This window comes from Mycolicibacterium chengduense (genome assembly GCF_033741155.1).
Classification (GTDB): Bacteria; Actinomycetota; Actinomycetes; order Mycobacteriales; family Mycobacteriaceae; genus Mycobacterium.
Window position 1 is genome coordinate 405,076 of sequence record NZ_JAWQNH010000006.1, and the last position, 13,907, is coordinate 418,982.

Genomic DNA, 13,907 nt, shown 5'->3' on the forward strand with positions numbered 1-13,907 from the left:
CTTAACGCCCACCCCGGCGCGGTGGTACTGTTTCACTAAACACCTGTTGAGCGAAGGGGTGAGATGACCGTCATCGCCATCGAGGAGCATTGGACGTCGCCGAGACTCGCGGCCGCCCTCATGCAGGTGCCACCGGAGCGCCGCGACGACAGCCTCGCGCTGAACGACGGCCACGGCATCACCGAGCGACTCGAGGATCTCGGCGACGCCCGCATCGCCGACATGGACGACCAAGGCATCGACCTCGCGGTGATCTCCCTCGCTCCGCCGGGAACCGGGCCGCTATCGCCGGCCGACGCCGTGCCTTTCAGCCGCGATATGAACGACATCGCAGCCGAGGCGGTCTCGCGACATCCGACCCGCCTGCGGGCGATGGCGACCTTGCCGATGTCCGATGCTGCTGCCTGCGGAGCTGAACTGGACCGGGCGACGGGCCTGGGTCTGGTCGGCGCGATGGTGTACGGCAGGACCGGCGACGTCATGCTCGACGACCCACGTTATGACGATCTGTTCGAGACGGCCGCGGCCCTGGGGCAGCCGATCTTTATTCACCCGCAGATCCCGCCACGCGTGGTGCGCGATATCAGCTACAGCGGTTTCGACGAGATGACCGATCTGGCGCTGTCCACCTTCGCGTGGGGCTGGCACATCGAGGCGGGGCTTGCCGCGCTTCGGCTGATCGTCCGTGGCACGTTCGACCGTCACCCCGATCTGCAGATCGTGCTGGGCCATTGGGGCGAGCTGCTTCCCCTTTGGTCTGATCGGGCCAACGGGCTCGCCCGCTTCGCCGGACTGCAGCGCTCGGTGACCGAGACCATCAGATCCAACATCCACATCACCAGTTCCGGCATGCTCAGCGTTGCTCTGCTGCGCCACACGCTCGCTGTCACCACGATCGATCGGTTGATGTTCTCGACCGACTACCCGTTCCAACGTCCCACTAAGGAACAGGTCGAGACGTTCCTCGGTGAGTTCGCCACCGAGACCGATCGTCAGAACTTCATGAGCGACAACGCGCGCCGACTCTTCAATATCGACGGTGTGAGCTAGGACCAGGACTCGTCCAGTTCACCCAGCGATGCGATCAAGGCGCTGTTCGCGCCATAGTCGACCGGACATGCGATGACGCTGACGGTATCGGCTGCCAGCGCCTCGCGCAGGGTGGGCAACAGCTCGTCTGCGGCGGAGATACGGTAGCCGCGGGCACCGAAACTTTCTGCGTACGAGACAAAGTCGGGATTGCCGAAGCGGGTGTCGACGTAGTGGCCGATCTCCAGGTCCATCTTCCAGCTGATCAGCCCGTAGGCATCGTCGACCCAGATCAGGATCACCATGGGCGTTCCGACGCGCAGTGCGGTCTCGATTTCCTGGGAGTTCATCAGAAACGATCCGTCACCGGTCGCCACGAGAACCTTCGCCGCCGGGCGCGCGATCTTCGCGGCGATGGCACCGGGCAATGACCACCCCATGGTGGACAGTCCGTTGGAGATGAGGCACGTGTTCGGTTCATAGGTCGGGTACAGCCGGGCCATCCACATCTTGAGGGCACCGGTGTCGACCAAGACGATGTCGTCCCGGTCGAGCGCCGCCCGCGTATCGGCGACGATCCGTGCCGGGGTGAGGGGAAAGCTGTCGTCGGCGCGACCCCGGTCGAGTTCGGCGGCGAGTAGACCCCGTATGCGTTCGTTACCGGAGGAAGCCTGCTGGTCGGTGCCCACCGCGCCGGCCAGCACGTCGAGGCTGCGGCCGATGTCGGCATGTAATCCGACGGCGACGTCGTAGTGAACGTCGACCTCGGCCGGAAACCGATGCACGTGAATGATTTTGGCGTCACCGCGTGGATTGATCCGGACCGGATCGAACTCCTGCAACTCGTAGCCCACCGCGACGATGACATCGGCCTGGTCGAACCCGAAGTTGACGTAATCGTGGCGCATGAACCCGACGGCCCCCAGGGCGAGGGGGTGGTCGTCCGGTATGACGCCCTTGCCGTGGAATGTCGTTGCAACCGGTATGCCGAGCGAGTCGGCGAACCGCCGCACGGCGGCCGACGCGTCACTGCGCACCGCGCCGTGCCCGGCGAGCAGCACAGGGTTGTGTGCACTTCGCAGGATCTCGGCGGCCCGTGCGATCTGCGCGGCCGACGGATCATCCGAGCGCGGCACATTGACACGCAGCGGGGTCGAATCGGTGGGGGCGTCGGCCTCCTCGACGTCCTCGGGGACGGCAAGGTACACCGCACCGGGCCGCTCGGTCTGGGCGAGCTTGAACGCCTTGCGGACCATTTCCGGAACTGACTCAGGCGTTGCCACCAGCGCCGACCACTTGGTGACGGGTGCGAACATCGACACCAGGTCGACACTCTGATGTGATTCCTTATAGCTGCGCTGCATTCCCACCTGTGCCGAGAGTGCCAGCACCGGAGCCGAATTGGTGGTTGCGTCCGCCACGCCGAGAAGCAGATTGATCGCGCCTGGACCCAGCGTGGCCGAACACACCCCGGCTCGCCCGGTGAGCCGGCCGTACACCTCGGCCATGAACGAGGCGCCCTGCTCGTGACGGGTGAGCACGTACTCGATCGACGAACGGGACAATGCGTCGACCAGTCGGATGTTCTCCTCCCCGGGGATCCCGAACACGTGGCTGACGCCTTCGTTCTCCAAACATTCGACGATCAACTCGGCGGTACTGCGCTTGCTCTCCGTCATGCCTCCAGCGTGTCATATGGCGTCGCGCGGAACAGTTCACCCTGGCCGCGATCGGCGGACCGGCACAGTTCATCGTCCGTCGCATACGCTCGGCGCACGCGAGCTTCGCCGACAGGGCGCGGAGCGCCTGACCAGCATCCCCAGGTTGAATGCGAGCCGCTGCACGGTCGCCCGGCGGAAGCGAGTGGGCCGGCCAACCGTGGCCCCAATGCGTCCCAGACGGCTGCTTGAACTGCGACCAGGGGAGTCCCACACGGTGTGCCAGGTCAAACTGTCACCTGGTCGTGCGCACACCTCGCAGTAGCGGCGAAATCTATTGCGAGGGAACACACGTGTTCACGCCGGCATCCCAGGCGTAGTTGGAAGGCTTGGGCCCGTTCCGTCGCGACCGCTTCCTGTGCGGCCGTCCAAATCCCACCATGACAGGACTCGTGTGCCGATCAGGGTTAGCCACTTGGACGGTTGCCCGGCGGGTACGTCGACGTCAAACCACACTCGGCCGAGATGCCGATCACCCTGCAGCCATGTGCCGTCGGGCTGTTGGGCAGCGCGGATGAGTTCGATGGCATCTGCCATGCGTGGGTCGGGCCGTGTGCCGTCAACCAATGACGCCTGCCGGAAGTAGTCGGCGGCGTTGAGGACGTTGTAGGACCAGCGGAAGGGATAGGCGAATTGGGTCACCCATGCAGCTACCGGCTCGCTCGTTGAGAGACGGCGGAAAAGATTGCGTTGCAACAAATATTCCTGTCCAAGATGCCGCGCGGCCCTGGATTCCTGGGTACCTCCGGTTGCCGTGTCGTAGGCGAGTAGCCCTTTCAGCGAATTGAGCGTCGAGTGATATGACGATCGGGTTGAGCCGTCGACCCAGTCGCAGTTCCAGCCGCCGTCTGACATTTGATGTTCGATGAACCAGTCGACGATGGCCGTGATATCTGCACCGAGCCACACCCCATTGGCGACTGTCCAGGCATTGATGCAGCAGTCGACCTCACCGCTCCAATACGGCAGGCCTTCGTACTCCCAGCGACTGTTCTCGGCCAGTAGTTCGACGGTACGGCGCTCATGAAGGATGCCGGCATCAACTCCCCATTCCCGAAGCGAGTTGAGCGTCCACGTCGTCGCTGTCCAGGGCTGGCCGGCGCCGTCGGTAGCTTCCGGGCCGTCGAAATCGAAGTCCGCGGGGAAGAAGGCGCCTCCGGCCCATTGGCCGTCCGGATCCTGCCTCGCGAGGAGGCGTGCACCGAAGCCTTCGGTCGCGGTCCGTGCCCGTGTCGCTTGCCAGGTCTCAGCCGGTTCGCCGGTGAGATCACGCTCCACTTGCCAACGCAATGCCGGATCGGAATCCAACAGCCACTCGATCACAGACCTAACCCCCATGGGCCGGACTATAGCGATATCGACGTGAAGAAGATCGGCCTCAATATGGGCAGCGAAGTGAGCACCGACGTCGCGCGTGGCTGAGACGCCCACAGTGCGAGCAACATTGGCACCGGGGGCGCGAGAGGCATTCAGCGAGTGGCGGAGTCACGACACGCATATCCGCCGACCGTTCCGGATAACCGAGTTGTAGAGTTCGTAGCCAACTTCTGGTCCGCCCGCGGCGCTCGTGGTTATGGTTGCGCTTCTGGCTCGATCGCGTCCTCGGATCGAGATTCAGTCCGGACGGTGGCTGGGTGGTGATGCTGCTGCGCTCCGCTCGGGATGTGCCGTGTCGTCACCGCGGACGTGCTCTGCGGCAAACTATACTCTTGAAATTCGGATGCCGCCCCAACTGGGTAAACACGCTACTAATCCAGGTTACAAACAATGCTGGCAACAATACATCGCTATGGTGGCCGTGCTAGATTTCTTGGGGTCAATCAGTCACCACGCTCTGGGGAAGTATGCAAATAGCCGAATGCGACCAGGTCGATGACACGTGGCGTGGTAGGTCGGGCGTGCGGTCGGGATGTCGGGTTGGTGCTCGACCAGCAAACAACTATTCGGCCATCGGTACGGTTCTTGGCCATCATGCGCGGCGCCACGACCGATCGCTGAGGCGTCTTCTTGCCGTCGCCCTCGGCGGCGGTGCGATCCTGATCTTCGGCGCCGGACCCGTCTGGGCGGATTCGCCAGGACCTCGTGCGCAGAAGTACATCGACCTGCTGACGTCCAAAGGACTAGGGTGCTCGACGAGTGTCCCTTGCAAGACCACGGGCACCGGCCAGGATCTGCTGGAACTCGGGCACATGATCTGCGCGGCGCTGCGCAGCGGACGATCCGAGCTGGGACTCATCGACTACCCGCCCGGCGGTGTCACCTTGGACCGGTATCACGCCGGACTGCTCGTGGGTATCAGTGAAGCAGCCTTCTGCCCAGGCATCTCCGCGCCGCCAGCTCAGCCTGCCTGACTCCGGCCGGCACCGGAGATCCGCTCGAGTGGTGTGGTGTCGGCGTCAGTCGGCGAGCTGAATTGCGCCGGGCTGGTTTGGGATTGAGTGGCGCATGATTTCCGGCGTGCCACGTGTCAGCGGAGAATCGGCATCGCGTGGATGTACGACCGCACGGGTTTTGTTCAAGATATGCGGCGTCATGGACATCCGACCTGTCACTGGTTGCCCGCCGGGCGCGCGTCAGGACCCATCGCGGCAGGGCTAGACTGTCGACCGCAGACGGCGCTGGCAAGATTGACGGGCAATTGTTGGCGGCAGTTCCCGAGCAAATTCTGGGAGTGGCGATGGCTCGGTGGGGACGCGTGCCGGACCAGTACGACTGGATCAGCGCCTACCTGTACGACCGCGGCCTGCAGCTGCTGTGGCGGGTGACAATCTTCATCGCCACAGTGTTGCTGGCGGGTTCGACGGCGTTGATGGGCTTCAGCCCCCAGGGGCCTGGCAACCGGCTGACGACCGGCATCTGCTTCGTGGCGGCCGGGTCGGCTGTGGTCGCGGCGCTGCCTTTCCTCCTGCACTGGCCAACGCGGCGGCAGTCGATGGCTTTTTCGCTGACCTCGTCGGCGACGATCGCCGCGGCCTGCTTGTCGTACTCGAACCCTTACGTAGGGTTGGTGGGTTGCGCGACGTTCTCGGTGGTCGGCGGATTCGTCGCCTATTTCCACACCCTGCGGGAGGTAATCCTCAACTGCGCGGTCGCCGCGATCTGCGCCGCTGTCCTGGCTGGTCGTGTCGTCGCCCAAACCGGCGACGCCTATCTGACGGCCGCTGCGCTCGCGGTCGTGGCGGCGCTCAACGTGAGCCTGCCGTTCGGCATCGAGTCGCTGGTCCGCACCTTGCGCGTCGACCTGCGAAGCTCCGGCCGTGACCCGCTGACCGGACTGCACAACCGGCGGTCGTTCCACTACTCGGTCTACGAACTGATGATGCGCCACCACGGCAGCGGTGCCCATCTGATCATCACGATGATCGACCTCGATAACTTCAAGCAGCTCAACGATACCCAGGGTCACGCCGCCGGCGACGCCGCATTGATCGGGGTGAGCGAAGCGCTGGAGAAGAGCTGCCGGCGCTCGGCCGTGATCGGACGGGCAGGGGGAGAGGAGTTCCTCGTCGCCGATGTCGTGCGCCAGCCGGTACCGGAGATCCACGCCGAGCAGGTGCGCCAGGCCATCGCCAACCTTCCGGTATCGGTGACCGCGAGTGTCGGTACTGCGAGCGCGCCGATCGACGGTGACACGGCCACCCCCAGCTTGCAACTCATCGACGACCTGATCCGGGCCGCCGATGACGCCATGTACCAGGCCAAGCGGGCCGGCGGAAACCGCTTTCATCACAACGGAGAACTCCTGTGACCGGCTCAGGCGGCGCGCCAGACTGACCCTTCGGCGCTGGTTCGCCCTGGCAAGAGTGCCTGGAACCACGCCCGGTTCACCCAGGGTCAGTCGCGATAATCCGGCTGCGTACGACCGAGCATCCGCAGCATGGCCGCCCAGGCCAGGTCGTATCCCACATCGTCGGTGAAGTCGTCGTCGGCGGCATCGCCGACGAGCTGCTGGGCGGCGTGTTCGCTGATCCGGGGGTCGGGGATCACCAACTCGCCCAGTTGGGACGCGGCGACCTGGATCTCGCAGGCCTTGTTCAGGTAGTACATCCGCAGGAAGGCCCGCGCCGGGGTTGCGCCGACCGTCAGCAGGCCGTGGTTGCGCAGGATCAGCGCGTCGCGTGTCCCGAGATCCTCGACGAGCCGCTTCTGTTCGTCGAGGTTCAGCGCCACGCCCTCGTAGTTGTGATAGCCCACGCGACCGAAGAACTCCATCGAGATCTGGTTCACCGGCAGCAGCCCCGAAGCCGATGCCGCGACCGCACAGCCGGCGAGTGTGTGCGTGTGCAACACGCACATCGCATCGGGACGTGCACGGTGGATCGCGCTGTGAATGACGAAACCGGCGGGATTCACCCGATGGGGCGACTCGCCGATGACGTTGCCGTCCAGGTCGATTCGCACCAAGCTCGATGCGGTGATCTCATCGAAGAACAACCCGTAGGGATTGATCAGGAAATGATCCTCATCGCCGGGCAGTCGCACCGAGATGTGCGTGAACACCAGGTCGGTCATCCGATAGTGGGCGACCAGACGGTACACCGCGGCGAGCTCCTGGCGCAGCTGCGCCTCGGTCGCCTCCGGGTCCCCCGAATCGATGCCCATGCTCAGTCTCCTTCGGCGGCAGGGCCGGCCATGCGGTCGGCAACCAATTGCTGGAACATGGCGGTCACCTGATCCCAGTGTGGCACCAGGCTCGTGCGATCCGATGCCGGCGAATGCCGCCCTGCCTGAAGCTTGTCCAGGATCGGCAAATCCTGTTCGTTGACCCCGAACAAGACCTCGGCCAGCCGCTTGCGGTTCACCGAGTGATCCTCGGTTGCGCCGTCCCGGTCGACGAAGATTGCCATGTGCTCGACGGTACGGTCGGCGCTCAACGCTTCGAAGCCGATCACCTGAAACCAATCGGCCTCCAGGAACAGCAACGCGTTGGGGAACACGCAGAAGATGTCCTGGTTCTCGGTCTTCTCCTGCGGAACCTCGCCCAGGAACGGCAGCGCCTCGGACGTCTTGGCCGCCTTCCCCGTCGCGCCTCGCGGATAGCAGCCGCCGATGATCTCCGGTGCCAGCACCTCGTCGTCGACGTCCAGCGATGAATTCACCGGGCCGACTTGGGGGTGGATGAACGGCAAGTGGTAGAAGTCCAGGAAGTTCTCGACGACGAGTTTCCAGTTGGCGGCGACGTCGAACACGCGCTCCTCGGCCAGGCTGATTCTACCGAAGTCGATGTGTGCCCAGCGTTGCGCCAGTGGCGCGATGAATCGATCGAAAGATGCTGCCGCCGAGTCGATATCGCGTTCAGCAAGGTCGACGAAAACCATCCCGGCCCACACCCGGCTCGCCACTGGCAGCAGACCGAGCGCTCGCTTGTCGGCCGGCCCGCTACGCCCCTGGCGTTCACGCCGGAAGTAGGGAGTGGTTGCCAGGCTGCCGTCCAGGTCATAGGACCAGCAGTGGTAAGCGCATTGGATGCGGTGTTTGACCCTGATGGGTTCCGCTGTCAGCGCCATCCCACGGTGCCGGCACGAATTGTGGAAGACGCGAAGCTCGCCGTCCTCACCCCTGATCATCAGAAGCGGTTGGCCGGCAACCGCAGTCGGCTTGACCTCTCCTGGTTCGGCCACCCAGTGCGCATAGCCCGCCCAGACCCAACCGGCGGCGAAGACTCGCTCACGTTCGAGTTCGTGGACCGCGGCGCTGGTATACGCATGCGCGGGCAGCAACGCGTGCTGCGAACTGTCGCTGGTGAGCGGGCCTGTCGCCACCCGATTGCCGGTGGAGGTGGTGTTGAAGTCGACATCGTACATCGTGTGCCGTCCAATTCTCATGGTGCGGTCGCCGGCCGTACGCCAAGCGCTGAGTTGAAGGCGTCTGCCGCCCAACGCATCAACGTCGTCGACTCCGCCCAGCGGTCCGAGATCTGCACTCCCTGCGCGTCGGTGATCGCGTACGGCGCGGTGCCCAGCTCAGTGACGAAGCGAGCCGGCTGGTCCGGGTGCCGACGGAGCAGCGACTCGAATCCCCGTGTCCACCAATCCCGGAAGCGGGACTCCCAGGGCTTCGCCATCGGGTGCCCCAGCGGCACCTGGATCTGGGCGCGCGTGGCGATCCGTCCTTGCAGGGACCCCGATCGGTCGAGGATGGTCGTGATGAGGGATTCGTACTCCGGTTCGGGTGCCTCGGGGATTTCGTGTGCGCAAACGTAGTGCGATAGATCGGCCGCGAGCCCGACCGGCTCGTCCAGGTAGTCGAGCAGCAAGCACGTGAACCGCAGATCGTTGGTGACGGTATTGCGGTGCGTCTCCAGCTCCATGTCGATTCCGGCATCCGCGCACATCCGGTGCCACTTGCCGAGCAGATGCGCCAATGCGGGCGCGTCGAAGCCGAACACCCTGGCACAACAGATGATCCAGTCGGCGGCGATGGTTTTCGCGTATCGGATCGCCTGTTGGATATCCTCGTCCGAGGCTGCGAACACCAAGACGCAGCCACGAAGGCCGTGCGCGGCCATCAAAGGGGCGATGTCGGCGGCCGCGGGTGCCTGACGCGCGCCCAGATCGACCCCGATGCCCGCGTAGCCAGCGCCGGCGATGCGCGCCATCTGCTCGGATAGGGTCCATGGTGCGCCCTGCCGCGGCAGGTCCTCCATTGCCCACATCGATTGGTAGAGGTGCAATTCCGTCACGACGGTACCGCCACCCGGTTGATGGCGCGATTGGGCCTGCCGTTGAGGTGCCACGACACCACGGCATCGGCCTGCCGGCGCACGTATTCGGCGTCGGTGGCGTCGGACAGAAATCCGATGTGCGGCGTCGTGATCACCCGGGGATGGCTGAGCAGCGGATGCGACGCGGGCAGCGGCTCCTGGACGAACACGTCCAGCGCTGCTCCGGCGAGCTGCCCCGAGTCGACGGCGGCGAGCAGCGCCTCGGCATCGACCACCGCACCCCGCGAGACGTTGACGACATGCGCACCGCAGGGCATCCGCGCGTAGGCGGCGGCGTCGAGCAGTCCGCGGGTGTCGTCGGTCAACGGCAGGAACACGCCCAGCACGTCGCTGACGGCCAGCACCTCGGGGTAGGGCACCATGTCGACCCCTGGCACCGTCACGGCGCCGCGGCGCTCGACCGCAACCACGCGACGGGCTGCCGCAGAGGCGAATTCGGCGTATCGGCGGCCGATGGAGCCGAGCCCCAGGATGCCGACCGTCAGTTCGGACAGCCGGCGCGGGGACTGCGCAGGACGGGCGTCCCAGGGGTGCGCGACGCCGGAGCCCATGAAGTAGGGGAGGCGACGGATCAGCGCGAGGGTGAGCGCCCAGGCGTGGGTGGCGACCTCTTCACTCGCCACGGGGCCGACCGTCGCCACCCAGATCCCGCGATGCGAGGCAGCCTCGACGTCCACGTTGTCCGAACCGTTTGAGAGCAGGGAGATGATGCGCAGCTTGGGTAGCCGCTCGAGCAGGGCATCATCGACCGGCGCATACCCGACCAGCAGTGCCTCGGCGTCCCGCGCTGCGGCGGCGATCTCGTCCGGGTCGCGCGACTGCGCGTAGGCCACCTCGAAACCGTTGGCTCGTAACAACTCCATACCGGGTGTGGGGTCATCACCGTCGTCGAGATCGGTGTAGACCGCCAGCGGTGCGCTCATCAGTGGCCCACCTGGCGCAGGTGGGAGAGGAACTGGCGGGTGCGATCGTGACGAGGGTCGTCGAAGAACTGGTCGGGCGGTGCCTGTTCGACGATGACGCCGCCATCGAAGAGCATGACGTCGTCGGCCACCCGTCGGGCGAACCGGGTCTCGTGAGTCACCACCACCATGGTCATGCCGCCCTCGGCGAGTCCTTCCATCACTTCCAGCACCTCACCGACGAGTTCCGGGTCCAGTGCGGACGTCGGTTCATCGAATAGCATCACCGATGGGTTGGTCACCAGGGCACGGGCAATGGCGACGCGCTGTTGCTGACCGCCGGATAGTTCGCTGGGGTAGTGCCGCAGTCGGTCGGCCATACCCACGCGCTCCAGCATCGCCTCGGCGCTGGCGGTCGCGTCTGCCTTGCTCATCCCGATGACCTCGGTGAGCGCAAGGGTGACGTTGCGCAGGACGTCGAGGTGGGCAAACAGGTTGAAACGCTGGAATACCATCCCGATATCGCGGCGCTGTGCCGCCAAGTGGCGCTCGGGGAGTCGGCGGGTGGAGCCGTTCGGCGATGTGGAGACGCCAACCTGCTTGCCGTTCAACAGAATCTCCCCGGCATCGGGATGTTCCAGGAGCGCCATCAACCGCAAGATCGTCGACTTGCCCGAACCCGATGGTCCGAGCAGGGCTTTGACTTCCCCTCTGACCACGGAGAAATCGACGCCCTTGAGGACCTCGGTGTCTCCGTATCGGCGATGCAGGTTGATCGCCTGCAGGACGGGTGCACTCATGCCGGCACCGCCGCGCCGACCTGGTTGCCGGGAACCTGGCCGACGCGCCCCGCGGAGATCCACCGGTAGCGGCGCTCGACGACGTGCTGCACGGCCATCAACGCCGAGACGATCACGAGGTAATAGACCAGCGCAGCCGAGTAGTACTCGGCGTAGCGAAAGGTCACCGACACTTGCGATTGGGCGGTGGTCAGCAACTCGCGCAAAGAGATCACCGATGCCAGCGACGTGTACTTCAGCATCGCGATCAGTTCGTTGCCCGATGGCGGAATCGCCACCTTGATGGCCTGGGGGAGAACCACTTTGAACAAGACCTTGTGCGGTGGCAGGCCGAGTGCGCGGGCCGCCAGGTGCTGCCCGTCGTCGACCGAGAGCAGGGCCGACCGCAGGATCTCGGCCATGTACGCGGCCTCGACGATCGAGAATCCGATCAGCGCCGCGAGGAAGGGCGTGAACCAGTCATCGCGTAACGCCGGCAGCAGCTGAGGTCCGGCGTTCCAGATCAGCAGCAGGACCAGCAGTGTCGGAATGGCCCGGAAGAACCAGACGTACACACCCCCGACGGCGGTGGCGAACCGGTTGGAGGCGATGCGCAGCAGTGCCACCCCGAAACCGATGATCGATGCCAGGACCATGGCGCATACCGCGAGCGTCACCGACAGCAGGGCGCCCCGCAGGAAGGCGCTCGACGTCAAGGCCGCGGTGAAGATGTCCCAATCGAAGTCCATGGCGGTCAGGGGCTGACGAGTCGGGACGGATCCAGACCGTACTTCTTCGCCAGGTCGGGCAGCGTGCCGTCGGAGATCAGCTGTTTGATCCCGGCGGTCACGGGCTGCGTCAGCTCCGACCCCTTACGGGTGAACACGCCGAATTGCGTCTCGGTGGGGAAGATCCCGGGTTCGGAGACGAGCTTGCCGCCCGACTTACCGACCATGTCGACGACGGCGACGTCGGTTTCGATGAGCGCATCGGCCTTGCCGTTGGTCACTGCGGCAACCGTTTCCGCGGTCTTCGGATAGGGCTGGATCGTGATGCCCGGCTTGCCGGCGGCGGTGAACTTGTCCGAGAGTGCCTTGAGCGTCAGCTCATTCGATCCACCACCCTGCACGGCGACGGTCTTGCCGGACAGGTCGTCGGCGGAGCGCATCGACTCGTCACCGCTGCGGACGATCAGCCCGGGGCCGGTGGTCATGAACGGGATGCCGTCGGCGACGCGCTGGCGCTCGGGGCTGACGTAGAGGGCAGACCAGGTGATGTCGCAACGCTTCGCGTTCAGAGCAGGGATGAGCCCATCGAAGGAAGTGTTCTGAAACACCACCTTGACGTCCCAGAGCTTGCCGAGTGCGCGGGCCCCGTCGGAATCGAACCCCGCCGGGTTGGCCGTGTCCCCGTTCTCCAGGTATTCCATCGGCGGATACTCCGGGTCGGTGCACACTGACAGCTGCCCCGCCTGGAGCAGGCCGGCCGGCGCCTTGCCCGAGGCTTCACTCGTACCGCCCCCGCCACTACAAGCGCCGAGCAGGACGGCGCTCAACGCCGCGCCCATGATGGTGGCGACATGGGCAGGCTGGCTCCGCCGATTCATGGGAACTCCTGTGATGGGCTGCGGGGGGCTGTGAAAACACGTGCGGTGAAAACACTAGAAGTGCCGCCACGAACCATCAACACCAAATATGCACTCCGCCCTAGCAATTTGGATAATTAGTGAAGCAAGGCTGGTCAATAACGCACGTATCTGCTTCTCTGTACTGAGATGCTGAATAATTGTGTAGTCGAGGTGAGGTGTTCGGCGTTTGTTAACTTCAGATGACTCGCGCTTCGGCAGCCGACTCGATGACCTCGACGATCAGATCCTCGCGGCGTTGCGCGTCGACGGACGGATCGGCCCGGGGGAGTTGGCCACCCGTCTGGGCGTGTCCCGGACGACGGCGTCCAAGCGGTTGGCCGCTTTGTTGAACACGGCCGACGTGCGCGTGGTCGGCATGGTGCACCCAGAGACGGTCGGCGTGCGCTCACTGGCGCATGTGTCGATCGCCACCGAGGCCCCGGCCATCGAGGTCGGCAGGCGCCTGGCCACCCGACCCGAGGTTCCGTTCGTGTCGCTGGTCAGCGGTGCCTACCCGTTGATCGCCGAGGTTCGCGCTCATGATGACGCCGAACTCTCCGAATTGCTCGACGTCGTCCGCTCCCTGGACGGCGTCGAATCGACCGAGACACTGGTCTACACCGATCTGGTGCGCGACTTCCTGGGGCCGACCAAGGTCTCGGTGGCGTGGCTCGACGGCGTCGACCGGAGGCTGCTGTCGCTGCTGCAACGCGACGGCCGGATGCCCTACACCGCGCTGGCCGCTCGATCCGGCGTCTCGGTGGGGACTGCGCGGGCGCGCACCTTGCGCATGATCGAGACCGGGGTGGTCCGCATCGGTGCGATCGCGGCTCTGGGCCGAGAGGGTCGTACGGTCGACGTCGGACTTGGGATCAGGACGCGGGGACGGGCAAGCGAAGGCGTCGAGCAGATTCGCCAACTCTCGGGAATCCGATTCCTGGCCACCACAATCGGGCGGTACGACGTGGTCGCGACACTGCATGCGGATAGCCTCACCGAGGTCGTGACCGCACTGGAAGGGGTTCGGGCGCAGACCTCGGTGACACAGCTGCATAGTTGGGTGCACCTGCACACCCTTAAGGAGAGCTACCGCTATCCGATCGAGACGGGCCGGTGACGCCGGCCAAA

Annotated in this window: 13 protein-coding genes; 4 read left to right on the forward strand and 9 right to left on the reverse strand. The window is 65.1% G+C overall.

Features of this window, described 5'->3' with window-relative positions; all coding sequences use genetic code 11:
* Positions 1 to 63 precede the first annotated feature (63 nt).
* Positions 64 to 1,050 carry an amidohydrolase family protein gene (locus tag SBI67_RS24000; RefSeq protein WP_318982949.1) on the forward strand — a complete coding sequence of 329 codons (987 nt, stop codon included), beginning with the start codon at positions 64 to 66 and terminating at the stop codon, positions 1,048 to 1,050.
* Here SBI67_RS24000 and SBI67_RS24005 read toward each other — a convergent pair.
* Together SBI67_RS24005 and SBI67_RS24010 are read right to left on the reverse strand one after the other, a co-directional pair.
* The gene (locus SBI67_RS24005; RefSeq protein ID WP_318982950.1) at positions 1,047 to 2,708 is read right to left on the reverse strand and encodes an acetolactate synthase large subunit; all 1,662 of its coding nucleotides are present in this window, start codon (positions 2,706 to 2,708) and stop codon (positions 1,047 to 1,049) included. The genes SBI67_RS24000 and SBI67_RS24005 overlap by 4 nt on opposite strands.
* 336 nt (positions 2,709 to 3,044) lie before the next feature.
* Positions 3,045 to 4,070: a squalene cyclase gene (locus SBI67_RS24010; protein WP_318982951.1), complete on the reverse strand. Its 1,026-nt coding sequence runs from the start codon at positions 4,068 to 4,070 to the stop codon at positions 3,045 to 3,047.
* A gap of 575 nt (positions 4,071 to 4,645) precedes the next feature.
* Between SBI67_RS24010 and SBI67_RS24015 the strand changes: the two genes are divergently transcribed.
* Positions 4,646 to 5,098, forward strand: a complete 453-nt coding sequence (locus tag SBI67_RS24015) for a DUF732 domain-containing protein (RefSeq protein ID WP_318982952.1) — start codon at positions 4,646 to 4,648, stop codon at positions 5,096 to 5,098.
* A gap of 113 nt (positions 5,099 to 5,211) precedes the next feature.
* On the forward strand, positions 5,212 to 6,495 hold the full coding sequence (locus SBI67_RS24020; protein WP_318982953.1) for a GGDEF domain-containing protein: 1,284 nt from the start codon (positions 5,212 to 5,214) through the stop codon (positions 6,493 to 6,495).
* Between the two features lie 86 nt (positions 6,496 to 6,581).
* On the opposite strand, the gene SBI67_RS24025 is transcribed toward SBI67_RS24020, so the two are convergent.
* From SBI67_RS24025 to SBI67_RS24055, 7 genes are read right to left on the reverse strand one after another with little or no spacing between them, the layout of a single operon-like run.
* On the reverse strand, positions 6,582 to 7,349 hold the full coding sequence (locus SBI67_RS24025) for a class II aldolase/adducin family protein (RefSeq protein ID WP_318982954.1): 768 nt from the start codon (positions 7,347 to 7,349) through the stop codon (positions 6,582 to 6,584).
* Positions 7,350 to 7,351: 2 nt separating this feature from the next.
* On the reverse strand, positions 7,352 to 8,572 hold the full coding sequence (locus tag SBI67_RS24030) for an aromatic ring-hydroxylating oxygenase subunit alpha (protein ID WP_318982955.1): 1,221 nt from the start codon (positions 8,570 to 8,572) through the stop codon (positions 7,352 to 7,354).
* The gene (locus SBI67_RS24035; protein WP_318982956.1) at positions 8,569 to 9,429 is read right to left on the reverse strand and encodes a sugar phosphate isomerase/epimerase family protein; all 861 of its coding nucleotides are present in this window, start codon (positions 9,427 to 9,429) and stop codon (positions 8,569 to 8,571) included. The genes SBI67_RS24030 and SBI67_RS24035 overlap by 4 nt, the downstream gene beginning before the upstream one ends.
* On the reverse strand, positions 9,426 to 10,394 hold the full coding sequence (locus SBI67_RS24040) for a C-terminal binding protein (protein WP_318982957.1): 969 nt from the start codon (positions 10,392 to 10,394) through the stop codon (positions 9,426 to 9,428). The genes SBI67_RS24035 and SBI67_RS24040 overlap by 4 nt, the downstream gene beginning before the upstream one ends.
* Entirely contained in the window at positions 10,394 to 11,173 is a 780-nt protein-coding gene (locus SBI67_RS24045; RefSeq protein WP_318982958.1) for an amino acid ABC transporter ATP-binding protein, read from the reverse strand. Before SBI67_RS24045 ends, SBI67_RS24040 begins: the two co-directional genes overlap by 1 nt.
* Positions 11,170 to 11,901, reverse strand: a complete 732-nt coding sequence (locus SBI67_RS24050; protein ID WP_318982959.1) for an amino acid ABC transporter permease — start codon at positions 11,899 to 11,901, stop codon at positions 11,170 to 11,172. Before SBI67_RS24050 ends, SBI67_RS24045 begins: the two co-directional genes overlap by 4 nt.
* Before the next feature lie 5 nt (positions 11,902 to 11,906).
* A complete protein-coding gene (locus SBI67_RS24055; protein WP_318982960.1) occupies positions 11,907 to 12,758 on the reverse strand; it encodes an ABC transporter substrate-binding protein in 852 nt (283 codons plus the stop codon).
* A 208-nt stretch (positions 12,759 to 12,966) separates the two neighbouring features.
* Between SBI67_RS24055 and SBI67_RS24060 the strand changes: the two genes are divergently transcribed.
* Positions 12,967 to 13,896 carry an Lrp/AsnC family transcriptional regulator gene (locus SBI67_RS24060; protein ID WP_318982961.1) on the forward strand — a complete coding sequence of 310 codons (930 nt, stop codon included), beginning with the start codon at positions 12,967 to 12,969 and terminating at the stop codon, positions 13,894 to 13,896.
* The last annotated feature ends 11 nt before the right edge of the window (positions 13,897 to 13,907 follow it).